General features: G+C 66.5%; 19 protein-coding genes and 1 pseudogene. 2 read left to right on the top strand and 18 right to left on the bottom strand.

The window, feature by feature from the left end; all coding sequences use genetic code 11:
• Positions 1–23: 23 nt before the first annotated feature.
• Positions 24–1,526: a tripartite tricarboxylate transporter permease gene (locus CJ010_RS11125; protein ID WP_141018091.1), complete on the bottom strand. Its 1,503-nt coding sequence runs from the start codon at positions 1,524–1,526 to the stop codon at positions 24–26.
• Between the two features lie 13 nt (positions 1,527–1,539).
• Positions 1,540–1,998 (bottom strand): tripartite tricarboxylate transporter TctB family protein, encoded by a 459-nt coding sequence (locus CJ010_RS11120; protein WP_141018090.1) that lies wholly within the window; start codon positions 1,996–1,998, stop codon positions 1,540–1,542.
• A gap of 304 nt (positions 1,999–2,302) precedes the next feature.
• On the opposite strand from CJ010_RS11120, the gene CJ010_RS11115 reads away from it, so the two are divergent.
• Positions 2,303–4,663 carry a molybdopterin-dependent oxidoreductase gene (locus tag CJ010_RS11115; protein ID WP_141018089.1) on the top strand — a complete coding sequence of 787 codons (2,361 nt, stop codon included), beginning with the start codon at positions 2,303–2,305 and terminating at the stop codon, positions 4,661–4,663.
• Positions 4,664–4,673: 10 nt separating this feature from the next.
• Positions 4,674–5,267, top strand: coding sequence for a hypothetical protein (locus CJ010_RS11110; RefSeq protein WP_141018088.1), 594 nt, complete (start codon positions 4,674–4,676; stop codon positions 5,265–5,267).
• 894 nt (positions 5,268–6,161) lie between these two features.
• On the opposite strand, the gene CJ010_RS11100 is transcribed toward CJ010_RS11110, so the two are convergent.
• The 16 genes and pseudogenes from CJ010_RS11100 to CJ010_RS11020 form a co-directional block, all read right to left on the bottom strand.
• Positions 6,162–6,938 (bottom strand): enoyl-CoA hydratase, encoded by a 777-nt coding sequence (locus CJ010_RS11100; RefSeq protein ID WP_141018086.1) that lies wholly within the window; start codon positions 6,936–6,938, stop codon positions 6,162–6,164.
• A 40-nt stretch (positions 6,939–6,978) separates the two neighbouring features.
• A complete protein-coding gene (locus tag CJ010_RS11095; RefSeq protein WP_141018085.1) occupies positions 6,979–7,671 on the bottom strand; it encodes an alcohol dehydrogenase catalytic domain-containing protein in 693 nt (230 codons plus the stop codon).
• Positions 7,672–7,982: 311 nt separating this feature from the next.
• A pseudogene (locus CJ010_RS11085) lies at positions 7,983–8,468 on the bottom strand (cob(I)yrinic acid a,c-diamide adenosyltransferase); the annotation flags it as partial.
• A gap of 83 nt (positions 8,469–8,551) precedes the next feature.
• Positions 8,552–9,400 carry a 3-hydroxybutyryl-CoA dehydrogenase gene (locus CJ010_RS11080; RefSeq protein WP_141018084.1) on the bottom strand — a complete coding sequence of 283 codons (849 nt, stop codon included), beginning with the start codon at positions 9,398–9,400 and terminating at the stop codon, positions 8,552–8,554.
• Positions 9,397–9,783: a hypothetical protein gene (locus CJ010_RS11075; RefSeq protein WP_141018083.1), complete on the bottom strand. Its 387-nt coding sequence runs from the start codon at positions 9,781–9,783 to the stop codon at positions 9,397–9,399. Before CJ010_RS11075 ends, CJ010_RS11080 begins: the two co-directional genes overlap by 4 nt.
• Positions 9,780–10,760, bottom strand: coding sequence for an MBL fold metallo-hydrolase (locus CJ010_RS11070; protein WP_371415694.1), 981 nt, complete (start codon positions 10,758–10,760; stop codon positions 9,780–9,782). The genes CJ010_RS11075 and CJ010_RS11070 overlap by 4 nt, the downstream gene beginning before the upstream one ends.
• Positions 10,761–11,313: 553 nt before the next feature.
• Positions 11,314–11,772, bottom strand: a complete 459-nt coding sequence (locus CJ010_RS11065; protein WP_141018082.1) for a hypothetical protein — start codon at positions 11,770–11,772, stop codon at positions 11,314–11,316.
• On the bottom strand, positions 11,772–12,995 hold the full coding sequence (locus CJ010_RS11060; protein WP_240794566.1) for an exo-alpha-sialidase: 1,224 nt from the start codon (positions 12,993–12,995) through the stop codon (positions 11,772–11,774). Before CJ010_RS11060 ends, CJ010_RS11065 begins: the two co-directional genes overlap by 1 nt.
• A 78-nt stretch (positions 12,996–13,073) precedes the next feature.
• On the bottom strand, positions 13,074–15,356 hold the full coding sequence (locus tag CJ010_RS11055; protein ID WP_141018081.1) for a TonB-dependent receptor: 2,283 nt from the start codon (positions 15,354–15,356) through the stop codon (positions 13,074–13,076).
• A gap of 176 nt (positions 15,357–15,532) precedes the next feature.
• Entirely contained in the window at positions 15,533–15,997 is a 465-nt protein-coding gene (locus CJ010_RS11050; RefSeq protein ID WP_141018080.1) for a DUF2946 domain-containing protein, read from the bottom strand.
• Between the two features lie 322 nt (positions 15,998–16,319).
• The gene (locus CJ010_RS11045) at positions 16,320–16,793 is read right to left on the bottom strand and encodes a hypothetical protein (RefSeq protein ID WP_141018079.1); all 474 of its coding nucleotides are present in this window, start codon (positions 16,791–16,793) and stop codon (positions 16,320–16,322) included.
• 79 nt (positions 16,794–16,872) lie between these two features.
• Positions 16,873–18,891 carry a CopD family protein gene (locus tag CJ010_RS11040; RefSeq protein WP_141018078.1) on the bottom strand — a complete coding sequence of 673 codons (2,019 nt, stop codon included), beginning with the start codon at positions 18,889–18,891 and terminating at the stop codon, positions 16,873–16,875.
• Positions 18,888–19,292 (bottom strand): copper resistance CopC family protein, encoded by a 405-nt coding sequence (locus tag CJ010_RS11035; RefSeq protein ID WP_141018077.1) that lies wholly within the window; start codon positions 19,290–19,292, stop codon positions 18,888–18,890. The genes CJ010_RS11040 and CJ010_RS11035 overlap by 4 nt, the downstream gene beginning before the upstream one ends.
• A gap of 187 nt (positions 19,293–19,479) precedes the next feature.
• The gene (locus CJ010_RS11030; RefSeq protein WP_141018076.1) at positions 19,480–19,803 is read right to left on the bottom strand and encodes an EthD family reductase; all 324 of its coding nucleotides are present in this window, start codon (positions 19,801–19,803) and stop codon (positions 19,480–19,482) included.
• An 82-nt stretch (positions 19,804–19,885) separates the two neighbouring features.
• Entirely contained in the window at positions 19,886–20,836 is a 951-nt protein-coding gene (locus tag CJ010_RS11025) for a PHB depolymerase family esterase (RefSeq protein ID WP_141018075.1), read from the bottom strand.
• The gene (locus CJ010_RS11020) at positions 20,833–21,306 is read right to left on the bottom strand and encodes a hypothetical protein (RefSeq protein ID WP_205754937.1); all 474 of its coding nucleotides are present in this window, start codon (positions 21,304–21,306) and stop codon (positions 20,833–20,835) included. The genes CJ010_RS11025 and CJ010_RS11020 overlap by 4 nt, the downstream gene beginning before the upstream one ends.
• Positions 21,307–21,400 lie beyond the last annotated feature (94 nt).

Genomic DNA, 21,400 nt, shown 5'->3' with positions numbered 1-21,400 from the left:
ACGGCTGGGTTGGAGAGCCGGGCTCAGTCGCCGGCGAAGGCGACTTCGCGGGTGGCGCGGATGCCGGGCAGCGCCATCACCAGGATCAGCGCCGCTGCCAGCAGCAACAGGGTCAGGCTCAGCGGGCGGGTGACGAACACGCTGGGGTCGCCGCGCGACAGCAGCATGGCGCGGCGCAGGTTCTCTTCCATCATCGGGCCGAGCACGAAGCCGAGCAGCAGTGGCGCCGGCTCGCAGCGCAGCTTGATGAAGAGGTAACCGAGCAGGCCGAAGGCCACCGCCAGCACCACGTCGAATAGGCTGTTGTTCACGCTGTACACGCCGATGCAGCAGAACAGCAGGATGGCCGGGTACAGCATCCGGTACGGCACCGACAGCAGCCGCACCCACACGCCGATCAGCGGCAGGTTGAGCAGCAGCAGCATGCCGTTGCCCACCCACATGCTGACGATCACGCCCCAGAACAGCTCCGGGCGCTCGCCCATCACCTGCGGGCCGGGCACGATGCCGTGGATCATCATCGCGCCTATCATCAGCGCCATCACCGCGTTGGACGGCAGGCCCATCACCAGCAGCGGGATGAAGGAGGTTTGCGCGCCGGCGTTGTTGGCGGATTCCGGGCCGGCCACGCCTTCGATGGCGCCCTTGCCGAAGCGCGAGCGGTCCTTCGCCAGGCGCTTCTCGATCATGTAGGAGGCAAACGAGCTGAGCATCGCACCGCCGCCGGGCAGCACGCCCAGCACCGTGCCGAGCGCGGAACCGCGCAGCACCGGTTTCCACGCCGCGCGGTAGTCCTCGCGCGTCGGCAGCACCGAGCCCACCTTCTTGATGGCGACGTCGCGGCCCTGGTCGCGCTCGAGGTTGGCAATGATCTCGCCGATGCCGAAGATGCCCATCGAGATCACGACGAAGCTGATGCCGTCGGCGAGTTCGGGCATGTCGAAGGTGAAGCGCTGCTCGCCGGAATTCACATCCACGCCGATCAGCCCGAGCAGCAGGCCGAGCAGCGTCATCGCCACCGCCTTGAAGATGTCGCCCTGCGCCAGCACCACCGCGGCGATGAGGCCGAGCACCATCAGCGAAAAGTATTCCGCCGGGCCGAACTTGAGCGCGAAGTCGGCGAGCGGCACCGCCGCAGCGGCCACCACCACGGTGGCGACGGTGCCGGCGAAGAAGGAGCCGATGGCGGCAATGCCGAGTGCGGCGCCGGCACGGCCGTTCCTGGCCATCGCGTGGCCGTCGAGGCAAGTCACCAGCGAGGACGATTCGCCCGGCAGGTTCACCAGTATGGCGGCGGTCGAACCACCGTACTGCGCGCCGTAGTAGATGCCGGACAGCATGATCAGTGCCGACGCCGGTTGCAGGCCGTAGGTGACCGGCAGCAGCATCGCGATGGTGGCCACCGGGCCGATGCCCGGCAGCACGCCGACCAGGGTGCCGAGGGTGACCCCGATGAAGCAATAGAGCAGATTGGACCAGGTCAGCGCCGCATCGACGCCGACGGCCAGGTGGGAGAGCAATTCCATTTCGGCGACGATCTCAGGCCGGCAGCACCGGCAGGGGCAGGCCCAGACCGTAGGAGAACACCGCCACGCCGAAGGCCGCGAGCACCGCGGACAGGCCGAGCAGTTCGCGCAGTCGCACCTCACGCTGGGCGAAACCGCTCAGCACGGTGAGCACCACGGTGGCGATCAATAGCCCCTGGTTCGGCGCCAGCAGCGCGAAGGCGATGACGCCTGCGCCTATGAACGCGGCCGGCCGCAGCGCCAGGCCACCGTCGCCCGCGTCCTTTTCTTCGGTAATGCGCACACTGCGCACCAGCACCGCGAGGCCGAGCAGGGCGAGCACCACACTGAGCAATAGCGGGAAATAACCCGCCCCCATGCGCATCGAGGTACCGAGCGGATATGCAGTTGACAGAAAGCCGCCGGTTACACCGAAGGAAATAAAAAACAGCCCGGCAAGCGAATCACGGCGGCTGAGAACCCTTATTTGCATTTTGCCTCCGACTCATTACCAAAATTGAGAATGAGCGAAAGCTAACACCCGCTGAACCCGCATCAAATCTGGATTTCGTCGGTGCTATCCAACAATTCTGAATTCATGCATGCAGATAAGTTTCCAATTAAACGGAATAAAATCGATAGCAAGCAACGTGCGTTTCTGCAATTGCGGACATCACGCCCCCGAATTAGCGAATAGCACATATGCTTTGCTTAACTGGATATAAGCAACGCATTCCTCATCCGGTACCCTGCGGCTCCCGCACCACACCGGCGCCCCGTTTTCCGCCCTGCCCGACATGCCCGCAGCCCACCCGGCCCGTATCCGACTGACCCTGGCCCACTGGGGCCTGTACGTCGCCAGCGGCGACGGCGACACCCTGCATCTCGAACCCCACGCTGGCGACCCCGATCCGTCACGGATCGGCGAGGGCATGCTCGAGGCGAACCGCTCGTTGCTGCGCATCCGCCGCCCGGCGGCGCGTGCCGGCTGGCTGGCACGCATGCGCGGCAAGACAGCCGGCACCGACGACCGCGAGGCACGCGGCAGCGAGTCCTTCGTCGAACTGGAATGGGACGAGGCGCTGGACCTCGCCGCTCGCGAACTGCAGCGGGTGCGCGAACTGCATGGCAACACCACGATCTTCGGCGGCTCCTACGGCTGGGCCAGCGCCGGGCGTTTCCATCATGCGCAAAGCCAGGTGCACCGCTTCCTCAACAGCATCGGCGGCTACGTCCGCCACCAGGACAGCTACAGCCTGGGCGCCGGCCGCACCCTGATGCCGCACATCGTGATGGGCATGGACGAGCTAATGGCCCAGCATCACGACTGGTCGGTGCTGGCTGCCCACACCCGGCTCTTCGTCGCCTTCGGCGGCGTGCCCGCCAAGAATGCGCAGGTCGGCGCCGGCGGCGCGCAGTTGCACCGCACCCGGCCGGGCCTGGCGGCGCTGGCCGAGGCCGGCTGCCGCTTCGTGAACATCAGCCCGGTGGCCGACAATCTCGACGCGCCCCCGGAATCGGTGGAATGGATCCCCATCCGCCCCAACACCGACACCGCGGTGATGCTGGCGCTGGCGCACACGCTGATCGCCGCCGGCCGCCACGACGCCGCCTTTCTCGCCAGCCACTGCGTAGGTTTCGAACGCTGGCGCGACTACCTGTTCGGCGGGGACGACGGCATCGTCAAGGATGCCGACTGGGCTGCGGCGATTTCCGGCGTGCCCGCCGAACGCCTGTGCCGGCTCGCGGCCGACATGGCCGACTCCCGCAGCCTGATCAACTGCGCCTGGGCGCTGCAGCGCGCCGAGTTCGGCGAACAGCCCTTCTGGGCAACCGTGGCGCTGGCGGCGGTACTCGGCCAGATCGGCCTTCCCGGCGGCGGCTTCGCCCTCGGCTACGGGCCGCTCAACCTCATGGGCAGCCCGCACGCGCGCATTCCGGGGCCAACGCTGCCGCAGGGGCGCAACCCGGTAGCGGACTTCATCCCGGTGGCGCGCATCGTCGACATGCTGGAACAGCCGGGCGCACCCTTCGACTACAACGGCCGCCGCCTCCACTACCCCGACATCCGTCTGGTGTATTGGGCGGGCGGCAATCCCTTCCACCATCACCAGGATCTCAACCGTCTGGTGCGCGCCTGGCGACGGCCCGAAACCATCGTGGTCCACGAGCAGGTATGGAATCCGCTCGCCCGCATGGCCGACCTGGTGCTGCCCGCCACCACCACGCTGGAGCGCGACGACATCGGCTTCGCCACCCGCGAACCCTACCTGGTAGCGATGAAAAAGCTGGCCGACGCGCCCGGCGAGGCGCGCGACGACTACGCCATCTTCGCGGCACTTGCCCGTCGGCTGGGCAGCGAAACGGCATTCACCGAAGGACGCGACGCGCACGCCTGGCTGGTCCATCTCTACGACGAGGCGGCCCGCGCCGCGGCAGACCGTGGCGTCGTCTGGCCCGATTTCGAGCACTTCGCGGCGCAGGGCACGCTCGACCTCGATGCGCTTGAAGCACAGGCCCCGGTGGTGATGCTGGCCGGGTTCCGTGCCGACCCCGTCGCGCATCCCCTGCCCACGCCCAGCGGCCGCATCGAGCTCCATTCCGCAACGATCGCCGGCTTCGGCTACGACGACTGCCCGGGCCATCCGGTATGGCGCGCCCCTCAGGAATGGCTGGGTGCACCCGCCGCGCAGCGATATCCGCTCCACCTGATCTCCGACCAGCCCGCAGCCCGCCTTCACAGCCAGCTCGACCACGGCCCCACCAGCCGTGCCGGCAAAGTCAGCGGTCGCGAACCGGCGCACATCAACCCGGCCGACGCCGCCGCGCGCGGTATCGGCGACGGCGACGTGGTGCGCATTTTCAACGACCGCGGCGCCTGCCTCGCTGCCGCCCGGCTCGACCCGGCGGTGATGCCGGGGGTGCTGCGGCTGCCCACCGGCGCCTGGTACGACCCGCTGCGCCTGGGCGAGGCCGATCCGGCCAACATCGACAAGCACGGCAATCCCAACGTGCTGACGCGCGACGTCGGTTCGTCGCGGCTGGGCCAAGGCTGCGCCGCGCACAGTTGCCTGGTGGACGTGGCACGCTTCGACGGTACGGTGCCGGCCGTCACCGCCTTCGACCCGCCCGTCCCACTTGCCGATCTGCCCAGTTGAGGAACCCACCATGAGCACGACACCGCCATCCTCCAGCGTCGCTGGCCGCGGCCTCATTGTCGACGCCAACTACCGCTTCATCGCCGCCTACCAGGAGGTGAACGCGCGCATCGCCCAGCGCCAGCAGGCGCTCGGGCTCTATGTTTCGCTGACACTGGGGCTGCTGGCGGTATTGGTCGCGCTGCGGCCGGATGCAGGCCGCCCGGCCCTGCCGGTGGAATGGCTGGCGCTCGGCTTTCCGGTGACCTCGGCCACGCTGGTCTTCCTCAATTACAAGGCCGAACGCGCGCTCTCCAACCTGCGCCGCTTTCTCTCGCAACTGGAGCGCCTCAACGACGCCCACCTCGCGCTGCCCAGCTACAACACCGACCCGCACTGGACCGCCAGCGCCAACCGCGCACGGCGCTACCACGACTACGCATCCGCCACGCTGGTGGCCACCGCCAACGCCCTGGCGCTAGCCACCATCCTGGGCGTTCACCCGGACCGCATCACCGGCAGCACGGTTGCGGTGTGGCTGATCGCCGTGGTCGCAATACTCGCCACCCTGGCTCTAGCACTGATGCCGCGCCTGAGTTATCGGCCGGGACGGGACACGGATTGATTGCCGGCGCAACACGCCGGCACGCCAGCAGGATGCGAGATGGCTCGGGCGGTAGGACGGGCTGGGATCAGCGCGCCGAAGGGATGGCCTTGAAGCAGTCCGTGGTCAACACCGATGCCGTGTCCACATCGACGCGGGCAACTGCAACGCCAACCTTGCCTGCCAGATCTGGTCGTCACCGGACGCGGCTGTGGCCTGGACGGTAGGCGTGCTGGGCGCACAGTTGCAGCGCCCCCGGTGGGAAGCCGTGATGACCCGAAGAATCGGCACCGACCACGTGCTTGCGTGGTGGATATCGGTTGATCTCGCCAGAATGAAAAAAGGGACCGAAGTCCCTTTTTTCAATAACCTGCAGAATTCAGCAGAACTCCGCAGATCAAATTTTGGAGCGGGAAACGAGACTTGAATCTCCGCTCCAACTCCTTGATAACGCAGCGGTTAGTTTCCGCCCCTGCGCTGTGAAGGACTGCATTATGTACTAACGATTCGCGGCTGGCAACACCTTGCGGGACACCTTGCGTGGGACCTTGCGTGGGACCTTGCGTGGGACCTTGCGTGGAGACACCTTGCGTGGAGAGTATAGAGAGCAAATTGCGGTGGCTCCGGTCGTCTGGACAGCTGCCGGGTCGGAAAAAGTAACCTGGTCGCTGCAATCGCTGATGAGCCCGCCGCGCTCTTCCGCAGTTCGTTTGCTGCCCTCGTCATATTCAGCCCAGGACACGGACGCGCAAGAATCGAGGACGGCAGTGGCGATGATGCGGTTGCCGAACAATTCGCCCCAGGCGACAGAACTATGGAGACTCAATAGCTATATGGTCGGGCAGGCAGACCTGCCCGGTGGGACACTGCTGCCGAATCACCATTGCGCCTCATCTCGCCGGCATTCGGGGCTCCTCATCGATTCGTGAACCGCGGCGCGCGTTTGTCGACGAAAGCTTCCATGCCTTCCTTCTGGTCATCGAGGGCGAAACTCGAGTGGAAGCTGCGCTGCTCGAACAGCAGTCCTTCGGCGAGCGCACCCTCGTAGGCGCGATTGACGCATTCCCTGATCATCATCACCACCGGCAGCGAGTACGAGGCGATCTTCTCCGCCGCCGCCAGCGCTTCCTCCAGCAGCTTATCGGCCGCGACCACGCGCGCGACGAGCCCCGCCGCTTCGGCTTCGCGGGCGTCCATTCTCCGTCCGGTGAGGCACAGGTCCATCGCCTTGGCCTTGCCCACCGCGCGCGGCAGGCGCTGTGTGCCGCCGGCACCGGGCAGGATGCCGAGGCTCACCTCGGGCTGGGCGAACACCGCGTTGTCGGCGGCGATGATGAAATCGCACATCATCGCCAGCTCGCAGCCGCCGCCGAAGGCGTAGCCCGCCACCGCGGCGATCACCGGCTTGCGGCAGGTCCTGAGCCGTTCCCAGTTGCGCGTGATGAAGTCGCGCTTATAGGCGTCCATGTAGCTCAGCGTTTTCATAGCGTCGATGTCGGCGCCTGCGGCGAAGGCCTTGGCGGAGCCGGTGAGGACGATGCAGCCGATGTCCTCGTCGGATTCCAGGGCGTCGAGCGCCGCGGTGAGCTCGTCCATCAGCCCGTCGCACAAGGCGTTGAGCTTGGCCGGTCGATTAAGGGTGACGAGGCCGACGCGGCCGCGGGTTTCGAGCAGGATGTATTGAAAAGTCATTTTCGGTTCCGTGCGAGGGGCGTAGGAAATGGATGTATTCTTAACGATCGACGTCGACGACGGTGCGCCCGCGCACCTGCCCGTCGAGAATGTGCGAGGCATGATCGATGGCCTTGCCCGGGGCCGAAAGCTCGGCACGGTCGACGATGCGCGCAGCACCGAGGGCGCGCAGGTAGCCAGCTTCGTGACTGCGGCCGGTCGAGGCGACGACCGTGTAGCCCAGCCCGGCGAGCAGCGCGACCGCGATCGAGCCGACGCCGCCCGCGGCCCCCGTGACGAGCACTTCGCCGCTGTCGGGCCGAAGGCCGTGACGCTGCAGGGCCATCGCGCACAGGGCTGCGGTAAACCCCGCGGTGCCGATCGCCATCGCCTGGCGCGGCGTATAGGCGCTCGGCAAGGGCAGCAGGCACTCGGCGTCGAGCCGCGCCTTCTGCGCCAGTCCGCCCCAGCGGGTTTCGCCCAGGCCCCAGCCGGTGACCACCACACGCTGTCCGGGCTGCCATACCGGATGCGCGCTGCGCTCGACCACCCCGGCGAGATCGATGCCGGGCACCATCGGCCAGGACTTGACGACCAGGCCGCGCCCGGTCATGGCCAGCGCGTCCTTGTAGTTGAGCGTCGAATACTCGATGCGCAGCTTGACGTTTCCCACGGGCAGTTGCGCTTCGCCGAGGCGCGCGAGCTCGGCACGCGTACGCTTGTCGTCCTGGCTCAACAGGATGGCATTGAACATGGGTCGCCCTCTAATGGATGTGTTTGCCAGCCCAGCCCACGATGATTTCGTGCGGGGCGACGAGCCCGTCGGTCAGCGCCGCCGGGCCGGGCTGCAGGATCAGCGGAGACTTGATCTCGTGGAGCTCGCCGTCGCGCACCGCCGGGACGCCCTCCCATCCCGGCCGCGCGGCCACCTGCTCGGGCCCGGTCGTCGTCGATTGCGAGCACGCGAGCCACATTTGCGCCGATGGCATGCGCGAAGCACGGCGCCGGCGTGACCTCCTCGCGGCCGAAGAGCTTGGCTACGGCGTCGAGTCCGGCGAGCTCGCGCAGCACGAACAGCAGGTTCGACAGGCGGTTCAGGTAACGGCGCGGCGCCTCCCGTACGGTTTCCGCGCCAGCCAGGCCGACCACGGCACGCTCCGCACGCCGGCAGACGGCGCGGGCCTGGTGCGCGAGCGCGGCCGTGCGCGTGCCGCCGGGCAGGATGAAGTCCTTGAGCGGCGCCAGCGTTTCGTTCATCGCGTCGAGCTCGCGCTCGAGCAGCCCGACCTGGCCCTCGTCGAGCAGGTCCATGCCGGGTATCGACAGCTCGCCGCCGAGATCGAAGAGATCGAGCTGCACCTCGGTCAGCAGCGCCCGCGTGGCGGCCGGCAAGTCTTCGACCAGCAGCACGCCGATCAGCGAATTCGCTTCGTCGACCTCGCCCAGCGCATGGATGCGCAGGCTGTCCTTCGAGACGCGGCTGCCGTCGCCCAGGCCGGTCGTGCCGGCGTCGCCGGTCCGCGTAGAGATTTTGGACAGTCGGTGTCCCATGGATGACGCCCCTTCCGGCAAGCCTACGGCTCGCCCGCCGTGCGATTGACTGGCACCAATACGTTCATTTGCCGACCGCCACGTCAGGCGTAGGCGTAGAACCCGCGCCCGCTCTTGCGGCCGAGGTAGCCCGCCGCGACCATCTCCTTGAGCAGCGGCGCCGGCCGGTACTTGGGATCGTCGAACCCCTCGTAGAACATTTGCATGATCGCGAGCAGCGTATCGAGGCCGATCATGTCGGCGAGCGCCAGCGGGCCGATCGGGTGGTTGCAGCCGAGCTTCATCCCGGCGTCGATGTCCTCGGCCGTGGCGAGGCCTTCCTGCAACGCGAAGACCGCCTCGTTGATCATCGGGCACAGGATGCGGTTGACGGCGAAGCCCGGGCTGTTCTTCGCGGTGATCGGGGTCTTGCCGATCTGCCCGGCGAAGGCGAGCACGCGCGCATGGGTTTCGTCGGAGGTCTGCAGCCCACGGATGAGCTCGACCAGCGCCATCATCGGCACCGGATTGAAGAAGTGCATGCCGATGAAGCGCGCAGGCGCCGACACCACCGCGGCGAGCTGGGTGATCGAGAGCGACGAGGTGTTGGTGGCGATGATGGCGTCCTTGGCCACGATCTCGTCGACCTGGCGCAGGATGCGCAACTTGAGCTCCAGACTCTCGGTCGCCGCTTCGATCACCAGCTGCGCGTCGGCAAGCTCCGCGTAGTCGGTGGTGGCTCGGAGGCGCGCGAGCGCCTCGGCCTTTTGCGCGGCGGTGAGCTTTTCCTTGCTCACCAGCCGCTCGAGGCTACCGGCGATCGCGCTCTGCCCGCGATCGATTGCCGCCGGCGACACATCCACCATCGTCACCTGAACGCCCGTGGTGGCGCAGATCTGCGCGATTCCGGCGCCCATGGTGCCGGCACCGATCACCCCTACCCCAATGATCATGCTGTTTCTCTCCTTTGAATGACTTGATGTCGAACCGTCTCGATGAGCCTGTCGTACAGCGCCTCGTCGCCGATCCGGGCCATGGCGGCCTCGCAGTACTGCCACTGCTCGGCGGAGACGCGGGCGCCCAGCCGCACCGCCGCCGCCAAGCGGAGGAGTGCCACACGGTCGTGGCCGAAGCGGATGCTGCGATCGAGAAGCGCCAGCGCCGAAGCGCGGGCACGCTCGCTCTCGTCCGCCGACGCCTGCGGTCGCAGCGCCGCACGCATTGCCCTCTTGAACTCACGGACTGCCGCCCTTCCCATTCCTGCCCTCTTCGGCTGGTTCGATGATTCCCGTGGCGTCTTGGCCGCCGCGATGCACGCAGTCTGCAGCCCGATCAAGGCGTACGCTCTACAAGGCGCGCATCGGCAGCCGTTTGGAGCCAACACTCCAGACCCTGAGCGTTGAGATCGAGGTCGATGGCCATCAGCTCGAGCACACGCTCATGCGGGACAGTGGAGCCGAACTCACGCAACTCGTCGAGCAGGAGCCTCGCGAGCCCGGCGCGGATGCGCGCTTCCCGGTCTGTCCCGCCGTTGCGTTCGCGCAGCGCGATCGCGACATGAGCGTCGATCAGGCGGCGCAGGCGGGCGACGAGCTGCGGCACGGGGCGAATCCGGCCGAAGTGCGTGAGGTACACGGCTGGCGGCTGCCGCGCCATCAACCGGTCGATTGAGCGGTTGATGGCGACCGGATCGAACTGGCTGGGCGAAGTCGTCGGGAAGACGAAGCTGCGCATGCCAGAATCATCCGCACCTTCCGCATCCGGCTCCGCCGGTTCGTCGAATTCACGGTATGACAAGCCAAAAGCGTCCCCGGTGAAGATTCCGCCTGTATCCAGATCGCGGATACAGATGTGATGCTTCGCGTGCCCCGGGGTCTCGAGTATCTCGAGCCTGCACGAACCGAGACGAAGGCGCGAACCGTTGGCCGCTGCGACGATCCGCTCGGCCGGCACCGGGACGAGCTCACCATAAAGCGCGCGCGTCTGCTCCACGCCATAGACTGCGCAGACAGCGTCCCACAGCGAGCGCGGATCGGCCATGTGGCGCACGCCGCGCGGATGCACAACGAGCCGCGCGTGAGGGAAGCGCTGCATCATGATCCCGGCTCCGCCCGCGTGGTCGAGGTGGACGTTGGTCAGGACCACGTAGTCCACGTTGGCCGCCGTCAGGCCAAGGGCGAACAATGCCTCCTCCACACGCGGCAGCGATGCTTCGTTACCGCTGTCGATGACGGCGACCCGGCCATCGTCGACGACGAGATGGATCGCGGCGAGCGCCGGGCGCCGGGCGCACATATCCCGCGTCGAATGCATAGATACCTGCACCGTAGTCGAGCAGCCCCTGCATCAAATATTCCTCCTGTCCGGCCCGTCTTGTCGCTCCGACGAGCCATAGCGCACTCCATGTCAGGCCGCAATTCGGGCATACCGAACCATATGGGCCTGAAGCTTAGGCAACTTCAGACACAGCGGCCATGCTCGTGTCCGCCTCGAATCGTACAAATTCCGCCAATACGCCTCACGGCAACGGTTCGACCTACGCATGCCGCAACTACTTTGTCATCCTCGTAGCAGTACCCGACGATAATTGTCTTGTGCGGCCGGGTCAGTCGGATGTTCATCGCCCTGAGGCAGCGGCGCCGCCAGACGCGTTTTGGCCTCCTCACCGAAACCGGGATGGCCGGGGAGGCCAGCCGGCAGGACATAGATGAATCGTCCCGATGGGTGACGGATGGCTGCCGAAGGCCGCCTCTGCAGGAATCCGGCATTGAGGCGCGGGCATCCGGTTCGGAGACCGAGTTCGATTTGGCACGAAGAGACGAATCTTAGCGAGTTCAATCTGGACAGCTGGCCCCACACGATTGCGTCAGAACCCAAGCGCCTGTCGTGCCTCCGCCTCGCCGATCACGCCCGAGACCGCCACGCAGCCCCCGCGACCATCGAACAACAGGGTGCGCGGCAGCTCCCCGCGCCACCTGCCGTCGAGAGCGTGGGCGAGCGCTTCGGGTGCCTCCATCCCATAGGCGTAGCGCGGGCCGGGGACGGCGAGGCGATCGAGGGGTTCGGCCTCCGCCTCGGCCACCGGCTCGGTCGCCACCGTCACCAGCCGCAGGCCGGGATGAGCCCGTGCCAGGGCGGCGAAGACGGCGAGATTCTTCTTGCAGTAAGCGCAGTCGGCCGACCACAGGGCGACGACGGTCGGCACGGCATGCGCCGCGGGATCGGCGAGCACCGCCGCCTGCCCGCGGTCGAGGGCATGGAAGGGTTCGCCGGCGACTGCGGCACCGGCCAGGCAGAAAACGAACAACAAGGTCAGGACTTTCATTACAACGCGTACCCCCGCAGGCCTTCGCCCGCCGTATGCCAGAAGGCGAAGAAGTCGTCGCCGCGCCTGAGGATGCGCGGCTGATCGGAAGCGCCGGTGGTGGCCGCCAGCTCAGTGCGGCGGAAGCTCCCACCGCCGTCCGCGGAGAGCTCGGCGTAGAGGCGCGTGCGCTCGCCGTCGAACTCCTTCCACACCAGCGCTACCCGGCCACCGGCAGCGGCGACGTCGGCATGGGCCGCGCGCTCGCCACCTAGCGGGCGCTGCCCCTCCACCGTTCCGTTACGCAGCCGGCCGTAGAACACGCGGCCCTCGCCGTCCCGCTCGTTGAACCACACCGCATGGCGCGTGCCATCGGCAGCCACGGCGAGCGCAGGCCCGTGGTGGGGGCAGGCGTCGACGCGCCAGCGGTCGAAGGTGGCGCGCTCCACGGCGAGCGGCGCGCCGTCGGCGGCGAGGCGGGCGAGGGCGTGGTCGCGCTCGTTGGGCGCGAAGACGTGGCGCCAGAGGAGGAGCGGTGCGCCGTCGGCGTCCGTCGCGACGGCGATGCGGCAGCACTCGCAGGAGTGGTCGGCGATCTTCACCTCGGGCCGGAAGCTCTTGCCGCCGTCGTCGGAAACCGCGGCGTAGAGGGCGGCGCCGCGATATTCGCGGCCGACCGCGCCAGCGGCCTCCAGGTCGCGCTTGTCGATCCATGCCACCACCACGCGGCCGTCGCCGGCGACCAGCAGGCTGTCGAAGCGGTGGGTGATCTCGCGGCGATCGCGGTGCACGGTGATGGGCGCAGCGAAGCCGCCCCGCCCGTCGCCGCGGGCAAGGCGGATCTCGCCGCTGAAGCGCTTGGCGAGCGGGCGCGTCCATGACACCAACGCCGCACCGTCGGCGGCAAAGGCGATCTTGGGCCGGTTCTCGCCGTCGGCAGAGATCGGCTCGGGAGTGGCATTCACCGTGGCCGGCGCGTCCCAGCTGCGGCCCGCGTCGGAGCTGCGGTAGAGGAGGATGTGCCCGCCGCGCTTCACCACGGCGTGGAGGGTGCCGTCCGGGGCGAAGGCGGCGCTCGCGCCGAGCTCCGCCCGAGCGGCGTGAGCGGTCCCCGCGTGTCCGTCCGTACCCGGTGCGGCCTCGGCGTGCACCACCGCTGCGAAGGCGAGGACGACTGCCCCGGCACGAGCAGCCCAGCGGCCGCGGTCGTCGCGATCCTCGGTCGGGCTTCCAGTTTTCGACATCGTTGATGTTCCCTGTCGGTGCCGGGGCCGCGCGACCCGGGCAGGAGCGGATGGCGGGCCGGCGGCCCGCCGCCTCGATCAGAAATCGGCCTTCAGCTCGGCCACCCAGGTGCGCTGCGGATAGGGGTGGTACACGAAGTGCTTCTGATCGTTGAGGTTGTCGACGCCGAGCGCCGCGGTCCACTGGCGGGCGAGCTTGTAGCTGACGCGCGCATCGACGACGAAGAAGCGCCCCACGCCGCCGTAAGTGTCGCCATTGACGTCGCCGTTGTCGAGTTCGCCGTACTGACGGCCGCTGTAGCGGACGCCGAGGGCGTAGGCGAGGCGCTCGCTCTGGCGATAGGTGGCCGACAGCACCGCCCGCCAGTCGGGCACGCGCGGCTGCTTCTTGCCGACGCTCGCCGGGTTGCGGCGGTTGGCGAGGATCTCCGAGTCGGCGTAGGTCAGGCTCGCAGCGAGATCCAGTCCGCGCAGCCCAACATCCACCCCCTGGTACGCGAGTTCGACGCCGCGGGTGCGGATCTTGTCGATGTTCTGGATGTTGGTGACGTTAGGCGTGACGGTGACGTCGGTCTGGGAAAACAGCGCGTCCTCGGCGTCCTCCTCGAACAGGGAGAGGCGCACGAGGCCGTTGCCGAGGTCGCGCTCGGCGGTGAGCTCGGCGGCGAGAGCCTTCTCCGGCTTGAGGCCGGGATCGTTCCGCACGATGGTGTTGGCGCTGATCGAGCCCTGGTAGAGCTCCGCCACGGTAGGCATGCGGTAGGCGCGAGCGAGGGCGGCGCGCAGCATCCATTCCGGCGCCGGGCGGTAAGCAAGCGCCAGCTTGGGCGAGAAGAAGTGTTCCTCGCGCTCGCCGAAGCGCAGCGTCGTGGTCGCGTTCGAGATCGAGCCGTCGTGCGCCTCCCAGCGCTCCCAGCGGCCACCCAGGGTGGCGCTCCAGGCGGGCGCGAAGCGCCACACCTCCTGCAGGTAAAGGGCGGTGGTCTCGGTGTCCCCGGTGAAGGCCGACTTGCGGCTTCGGGCGCCGCCGTCGATCCAGTCGGAGGTATTGGAAACGAGGGTGCGCAGCTTGTAGTGGTCGCCGTGGTAGCCGAAGGAGAGCTCGTGGGCGCCGGCCGCACGCCAGACGCCCCGCAGGTCGACGGCGGTCCAGCCGGTGCCCTCGAGGTCGGCGATCTGGCCGCTGCCGCCCCGTCCGGCGGCCGGCAGCGCAGCGCCCGGGGAGCGCAGCAGATCCTTGCCGTAGTCGTACACGCTAACCACCGCCTCGCCGTCCCACTCGCCGCCGGTGCTCGTCTTCAGCGCGAGACCATGCATCCAGTGCTCGGCCTCGGCGCGGCTAGGGCTGAAGTCGGTTGCGGCGAGCGTATAACGCCGGCCGTCAACATTCACCGTGCCGCTGTAGACCGCCCGCCCGGCCCCATCTCGCAGGTAGGAGGCGACGCCGTTGTCGGCGTCGTTCTGCCACAGGCCGACGGTGTAGGTGGCGCGCACCGCCGGGGAGAAGTCGTAGGCGAGCTTCAGCTTGGCATGATCCTGCACGGTATGCGCCATGCCCGTGGCGCCCAGCACCACGCGCTTGCTGCCGCGCGGATCGCGGTCATGCCGCGCCCCCGTCGCCACAGTGTCGCCGGCCTCGGCCGGCGTGGACGAGGCGGGCCTGGTGACGAAGCCCATCGGCTGGCCCTCGCTGTCCAAGCGGCTGGCGTTGAACCACCACGACCACGCCCCGCTGCGGCTACCCAACGCGGCGGCCAGCTGATGGCCGGAGAAGGACTCGTCGGTGCCGTAGAGACGGAAGTCCTGCGTAAAGGCTTGCGCCTTGACGTGCGCCTCCAGCTTGTCGGGCATCCGCGTCGTCATGTGGATCAGCGCACCCATCGAATTGCCCGGATAAAGCGCGGAAAACGGCCCATAGAGGACGTCGATGCGGGCGATCTCCTCGGCGGTCACCAGGCCCCAGCGCGGCGGATAGGCAAAGGAGTTGCCGAGCAGGTTCGAGAGCAGCAGGCCGTCGGCATAGACGAGGGCGCGCGCGCTGGCGAGCGTGCCCGACGAACGGGAGGCCACGATACCGTTGGTGTCGCCGATGAAGCGCTTGCGGATCTGCAGGCTGGGCAGGTACTTGAGCGCGTCCTCGGTGTTCACCACGTTGATCGACTCGGCCATGGTCTCGGCCGTCACCCCCTCGACCACTGCCTGCACCGTGGGCGGCAGGGGCGACGGCGCGCCGCCGGTAATCACGACTTCGTCGAGTTGAATGGCGGTATCGCCATCCTTATTTGACGTCTGCTCCGCGAGCGCCCCGGAGGAAAGGGCCCCCAGGACCGCGAGCACGAGGGGTTTGCAGTTGAGCTTCATATTTCGGGTCCACGACGAGACATCCCGGAGCCCCGATCCCGGCCGGCGCTGGCAGCGCGCGGCAGCCGCCGGCCTCATCGGGACGGCGACGATTCAACGGAACAGTCGGGGCTAACGGATCGGGTTGAAATTGAGCCGGACCACCGTGCAGGGGAATACCGGCTCATCGATCGGGATCAGGCGCGGACAGGCGGTGCGCGAGGATGGGCGGCCGCCCAGGCGAAGAGCGGACGCGGGGCGTGATCGTAGAGATGGGGACGGAAAGCATGCGTCCCGGCGGGCTGCGCCGCCGCAGGCCGTTCGGTGGGCGGCAGGCCAAAGGAACCGGCGTGGGTGCCGCAGAAGGGACAATGCCCGCTGCCCGCGGCCTCGTGACCGCCCCCTTCATGACCCTCGAGGCCCTGGTCCTGGTGACCCGCGTGGCCTTCGTGGGACTCGCAGGCCTCATGGCCGTCCTCCTCTGCCCCCACGGACGTGAGGATGTCGGCGGCCGCCGAAACCTCCAACGATGTGGCTTTGTCTGCACTCCCGCGTTCCAACCACGCCAAGGTTTGGGTCACGGCCGGTGCGAGCGCGCCCAGCAGGATCGCGTAGCTGGCAATCCAGGCGGTGAGCCTGCGGAGGAACTTGATTCGGATCACGTCGGGTTCAACTAAAATCAGCCAGCCAAAAAGATTCTCTACTGCGCCTGGCGGACCGCCTCATGGCTGAAGTACGACCGCAAATTGTCGGGCAGCGCCACAATCCGCTGCATGTACGCTTTAGCCTTTTCGCTGCGTCATCGACCAAGGGAAAACCGAGACGACTACGTTCATTTTGGGCGCCACTTGAGCCCCAACCTGGATCGCGAAACCGCCCGCCGCCGGGGCGACGGCGAACGGTATTCCTCAATACGCGACGACGACGTCCGCGGGAAGAGTGGCCATCCAAGCGCCCCGCGTCTCCGAAGAGACAGCCGTGTGCCTAGTGATGCATCATGTGATGCCCGTCGTGCTGGCTGGCAGCCCCTCCGCGATGCGCGGCCGGCTGGGGATCTACAGGCTTTGGTGCAGGATAGCGCGCCGAGTAGGCGTCCTGCCCAGGCAGCTTCACAAAGACAACCGCGCTCGTGCTCGGAGTAATCCCAGATTCGCTCTTCCCTCTCAGGACGTTGCCTCCTGACGGCTCCAGCCGCACGGACACCCTGCTCGATCCACGCTGCAAGACGACCTTGCCCTCACCTCCCGCCGTAGCGATCTCCTTGTCGCCATGATCCGTGACATACACGAGGATGTCGCGGTCCTTAACCACCAGTTCAAGGTGATATGGGCCCGACATCCGCAACCGCCCGCCGTGAGGCGCCTTCACCGCCTCTAGATACTCATCGGTATGCGCAGCCGCCGGTACGGATGCGGCAAGCACCGCTGCAAGCAGTGCGACAAGGGAAAGTCTCTTCATGATTACCATCCTCCCATTTGATAGGTAGCCTCTGTTTACAGAGCAGAGGCTTGAGCTCCTCAGGTTGCGTCCAAGTGTCCTAGTGGACGTGTTCCTCCGCCGGCGGCAGGATCTGTCTTTCCGCGCGCAAGCGTTCCAGTTGTTCAGCCAGCATCGCTCCGTCTCTCCAACCTCGAACGTCTTGATCCGGAATCCAGCGCGCACGCAGGTAACCGAAGCGGTCGACGAGAAGTTCCATATGACCGGGTCGCTTGCCCCTGCCGAACAGGTCCGGGTCCGATAGAGTTCGCCTGAACGCCTCGTAGGTTCGCCCGATTCCCCGCGCGCCATCGGCCACAATCGGGTATGGATAACCGGCCAATTGATCAACGGCAGAGGCCGCGCCCTTCCACGGAACAGCGATGACTTGAGCACTTCGTGCCCGGATCGACCGGTATGTGGCGGCCAATTGGTCCAGCCGGTCCTTGGATTCCGGCCAGGAGAAAAACACCAGCAGGACAGCCTCGCGCTCGCGGTGATCCTTCAGCGTTCCTTGTTCGCCCTTGTAGCTCACGAACGAAAAATCGGGAGCGCCGAGCGTCGCTGCAGGCTTGTCCGGAATGACGGCGGCACCTAGGGGGCGGCTCTGGTAGCCGCGCGACAGCGCGTGGATGAAATTCACCAGGTCCCACCGATCGTCCTCCGAAAACCGATCGCCGAATGCCGGCATTCCGCTGTCGGGAAAGCCGGTGGTGATCCAGTTGAAGAAATCTCCGGCAGTGTGCCTGGCGGTATGCGGTTCGGTAAGAAGATCGATTGGCGGCTTGCGCAGCGATTTCGCCAGTGGCCCATTCCCCATGCCTTGGGGGCCATGACATTGCTCACAATTGGCTTCGAACAGCGCGCTGCCCCGCGAAATCGAGATGGCGTCGAAAGGAACCGTGCTGGGCCGGTAGGTATACTCGCTGGCCGGGGTTGCGATCGCGTAGAGCGGCAATGCTGTCCCGGGCAGTACGAAGGCGACGGCGGCGCCGACAACGGCTGAACGCCTCCACCGCTGGCGCCGCCCGACCAGCGCAGCCACTCCACCGGCGATCAGCAACGCGCCGCCGACGAGCACGAGGGTCCGCGTACCCGGCTCGTCCCAGGTGGCGGCGATGGAGAAACGAAAAGGATACGGCCATGCGTCGATGCCCTCGTGCTTGGCCGGCACCGTGGCCGCCAGCACGCTCGCGACAAGTAGCAGAAGGGTCGCGCACCCGACTTCAACGCCTACCCAGGTGCGCAGGCGTCGCGCACATTGCGCCTCCTCGATTTCGCAATTGCCGGAGAGCCCAGGTAGCCATCGAAATCGAGCTCGCGCTGCAATGGCGAGAATAGCGATCAGCAAGGCGAGCTTTCCATGGAGAAGCCATCCGTACCTCGTCGCTACCAGCCCTCCGAAGGCGGGCGCGACCTGATAGTAGGCAACGACAATGCCGCTGACGACGACGACGATCATGATCGGCAACGCGACCATGGAAAAGCGGTTGAGCGCGCGAATGGAAAAGCACTTCTCCGCCTCCGCGGCACCGGCGCCCCCCGACGCAGACGCGAGAAACGCCGGCAAGCTACCGAACCAGAGACTCGCCGCAAGGAGGTGCAGTGTGTGAGGGGGGATCGTCAACCACGGTGAGTCATCGGCTGCGGCATGGCCCGCGAACGAACTGAAAGCTAGCGCGACGCCCGCCAATCCTCCACAAGCGAAGTAATTCCATGACCTTGCCCGTGCCCGCCGGACATAAACCGCGGCCACCATCACCACCAGCGCCAGCCCCCCTCTGATTGCCCACACCTGCCCCACCCGGGTATCGCGCATCACACCGATCCAGGCGTCCGGCTGCCAGGCGGCTGTCACGTCGGCCGTGATGCGCGCCGTGGAGGTCGAGACGACACCGATCAGACCAAGCAGGACCACAGCCCCGAGACACGGAAGAACGCGCTCAAGCCGCCCCAGCCAAGGATTCGTGCACCTCTCGTTGTCATATCCTATGAAACCGAGGAAGAAGCTGCTGCCAACCAGCACCATGTTGGCTGCCAGCTGTATCCAGTGGGCGACGGCACCGACCACTTCAATCATCGAGTCGAAACTCCCCCTTTCACAGTGAAGTCATAAGCGGACTCGACGACGTGGCCGTCCACTGAAAGAACCCGAAATCTCACGCGGTACTTTCCCGGCCCAAGAGCGGGCAACGGAAGGATCAGGGACTTCGCGTCGTCGGGGGCCAATTGCGGCTTCGACTCGGTCACCGCCCGCCCTGACGCCTCTTCGACCACGAGCTTGGCATATGCGGCCTCGAGTTCCTCGTTGAACCACACTCTGATCATGCCCGGCGCTTCCGACAGCTCCGCCCGCCGCGCCGGCTCCGCTTTCACCAGGCGGGCGTGGGCGCTGGCGTCGAGCGGCAGCATCCCCGCACAGAACACGGCCAAACCGAACGCGATTCCCCTGCGAGCGATCCACCCAGCCAGCTTCGGCATCTTTTCGTCCTCCTCATGCCCCCGGAACGTGAAAAATTCCAGGGCCGTCTCTACGGCGCGGCGCCTTCCAGGCCGAACGCCGCCGCCTCTCAGCAATAACGTGGGGCCCCAACCCGATGCCACGAGTGCGTACCGGTAGCCACACGGGAACGGCACGCACACAGCACAGCGGCCCCCCGCGCCCCCCTCAAAGAACGACCGTTGCTTCCTCCGCGACCAGGAAGAGGGGAGCGCCACCGGACGAGATCCGCCTCGCGTGGTCGATGGTCTGCTGCCCCCCTTCGGAGGCCGCACACTCTCCCAACGCGACCATAGAAGGGAAATGCACCTCCGCAATTCTGTGAAAGGCCGGGTTTCCGTCAGGCGCCCCGACTACTCTCGAGGCTACGATCTTGGTTGCTCCCTTGAGCTTTTCCATCGCCATCGGCACGTGTTCGTCGCGATACACCTCTTCGAACGCCGCAACATCCGTCGGCATCGGATAGATCACAATCAGCTTCGCTCCACTCATGATGTTTCCCTTTGCTGGTTAAAGAAAAAAAGGGGAAGACGACTGTCTGTAGTGCATCCTCCCCCAAACGCCGGTCCTGGACCTACTTCACAAGCGCCGGAACCGGAGCAGAAGAACTCATCGCGGCGCCCCAACGAGCATCGAAAAAATTGACCACCTCCCCTTCCATTCCAGGCCACTGTCTATGGGATCCTTCCCAACTGCAAAACCGAGTCTGGCCGCCCGCCGCGCAGCCCTTGAATTCAACGCATCCGCTACCCACCTCCTCGGCTCCAACGGATATGTCACATCGGTTACACTTACCCCACCACTTGGCAGCCGCCGCTCCCCAGCCGGGAAAGACCAAGTCCCCGCTGCCATGCATCACCATTACCGGCGTGGGCGAAGGGCACTCGAAGCCATCTAGATCTGCTGCGGAAAAGCCCGCGGCACTGGGGGCGATCGCAGCCAACGTCCCTTTCGTTTCGGCCAATAGCGCAACCGCGGTCGCCACAGTGCCGCCGTCAGAGTGCCCGCTTGCATAGATCTTCGTTCGGTCGACACACCAATGGTCCGCGACTTCGCTTGGAATCCTCGCCAGTCGGTGAATCGTGGCGACCGACATGGGACGGTGGTCCGGATAAACCACGATGTATCCCCTCTTTGTCGCCACCGGCGTGAAGCCCGTCAGCGCCTCGGTTCTTTCCGCGCTCGAGCCGCCTGCGGCATACACGACCAGTAGCGGATGTCCGACCGTCGGATCGTAATTCGCCGGCGCTCGAATGTTGTAGCGGATTCCGTCCGCCGATTTCTCATTGTTCTTGAACATCTCCCCGGACTTGTCGCCCGGCGCACAGATAGCCTCCCGCTCGCTCTTCGAATAATCAAAGGCCCGCTGTGTCGCGGCAATCTCGGCATCTGATGCCCCCGAGCACGCTCCGAGTCCGATGACAATCAGCACAGAACAGAGCGACCAGGCGAACTTTCGCTTGAATGCCCCATCGATCGACAGCCCCGCGACTCCCGAATTCAGTCGCTTCGATTGTCGTTTCACGAGGTCGAACCGCCTGCCTTCGGGCCTACACCGCGCGTCTTTCTCGCTTCCCTGCCGCGCCGCTGGCCGGAGTACAGGTAGAGCAGGATGCCCGCCAAGACGACGCCAACCATCGGGACGTACTTCGCCAGTGCCGCCGACGTGCTGGCGACACTGAAGGGAAACCGGGAGACGTAGGTCTCCTTGTCCCCAACCGCGGTAACCAATCCGACGAACCTGCCCGGCTGCGGAAAATCGTGCTCAAGGGAGAGGCTCCCCGTAGGATACGTTTTGGGCTTCAGATGCAGTACGGTCACAGCGTCGATGTTGCTCTCGTCACCGGTATCACGAATGATCCGCACCTCGATTGGCAGGTGTCTCAACTGCTCGTCGATGGCGTCCAGTGCCACGACGGTGTGACCCGTCTCGGGAATATCCTCGCAAAACTCCTTGGTCCCGGTCGCCTCGGGCTGGTAACCGGTGAAGTGCATCGAATACGGGCCGATGGTCAGCCTGCACTTATCTTCCTCCAGGCTGAGCCCACCATGAGCCTGGACCTGAAGGGGGACGATCCCCCCCCACAAG

The sequence above is a fragment of the Azoarcus sp. DD4 genome, from assembly GCF_006496635.1.
In the GTDB taxonomy this organism is placed as follows: domain Bacteria; phylum Pseudomonadota; class Gammaproteobacteria; order Burkholderiales; family Rhodocyclaceae; genus Azoarcus.
The sequence above is the reverse complement of the archived record's forward strand: the minus strand, read 5'-3'. Positions and strand labels throughout refer to the sequence as shown.

Coding starts and splice junctions, on each gene's coding strand:
- CJ010_RS11030 (WP_141018076.1), bottom strand. CDS start 19,803: ATGAGTGGAGCGAAGCTGATTGTGATCTATCCGATGCCGACGGATGTT.
- CJ010_RS11035 (WP_141018077.1), bottom strand. CDS start 19,292: ATGCCGAAGCTGGCTGGGTGGATCGCTCGCAGGGGAATCGCGTTCGGT.
- CJ010_RS11040 (WP_141018078.1), bottom strand. CDS start 18,891: ATGATTGAAGTGGTCGGTGCCGTCGCCCACTGGATACAGCTGGCAGCC.
- CJ010_RS11065 (WP_141018082.1), bottom strand. CDS start 11,772: ATGAAAGTCCTGACCTTGTTGTTCGTTTTCTGCCTGGCCGGTGCCGCA.
- CJ010_RS11100 (WP_141018086.1), bottom strand. CDS start 6,938: ATGACTTTTCAATACATCCTGCTCGAAACCCGCGGCCGCGTCGGCCTC.
- CJ010_RS11080 (WP_141018084.1), bottom strand. CDS start 9,400: ATGATCATTGGGGTAGGGGTGATCGGTGCCGGCACCATGGGCGCCGGA.
- CJ010_RS11110 (WP_141018088.1), top strand. CDS start 4,674: ATGAGCACGACACCGCCATCCTCCAGCGTCGCTGGCCGCGGCCTCATT.
- CJ010_RS11095 (WP_141018085.1), bottom strand. CDS start 7,671: ATGTTCAATGCCATCCTGTTGAGCCAGGACGACAAGCGTACGCGTGCC.
- CJ010_RS11120 (WP_141018090.1), bottom strand. CDS start 1,998: ATGCAAATAAGGGTTCTCAGCCGCCGTGATTCGCTTGCCGGGCTGTTT.
- CJ010_RS11045 (WP_141018079.1), bottom strand. CDS start 16,793: ATGAAGAGACTTTCCCTTGTCGCACTGCTTGCAGCGGTGCTTGCCGCA.
- CJ010_RS11115 (WP_141018089.1), top strand. CDS start 2,303: ATGCCCGCAGCCCACCCGGCCCGTATCCGACTGACCCTGGCCCACTGG.
- CJ010_RS11060 (WP_240794566.1), bottom strand. CDS start 12,995: ATGTCGAAAACTGGAAGCCCGACCGAGGATCGCGACGACCGCGGCCGC.
- CJ010_RS11055 (WP_141018081.1), bottom strand. CDS start 15,356: ATGAAGCTCAACTGCAAACCCCTCGTGCTCGCGGTCCTGGGGGCCCTT.
- CJ010_RS11125 (WP_141018091.1), bottom strand. CDS start 1,526: ATGGAATTGCTCTCCCACCTGGCCGTCGGCGTCGATGCGGCGCTGACC.
- CJ010_RS11070 (WP_371415694.1), bottom strand. CDS start 10,760: ATGCATTCGACGCGGGATATGTGCGCCCGGCGCCCGGCGCTCGCCGCG.
- CJ010_RS11020 (WP_205754937.1), bottom strand. CDS start 21,306: ATGCACTTCACCGGTTACCAGCCCGAGGCGACCGGGACCAAGGAGTTT.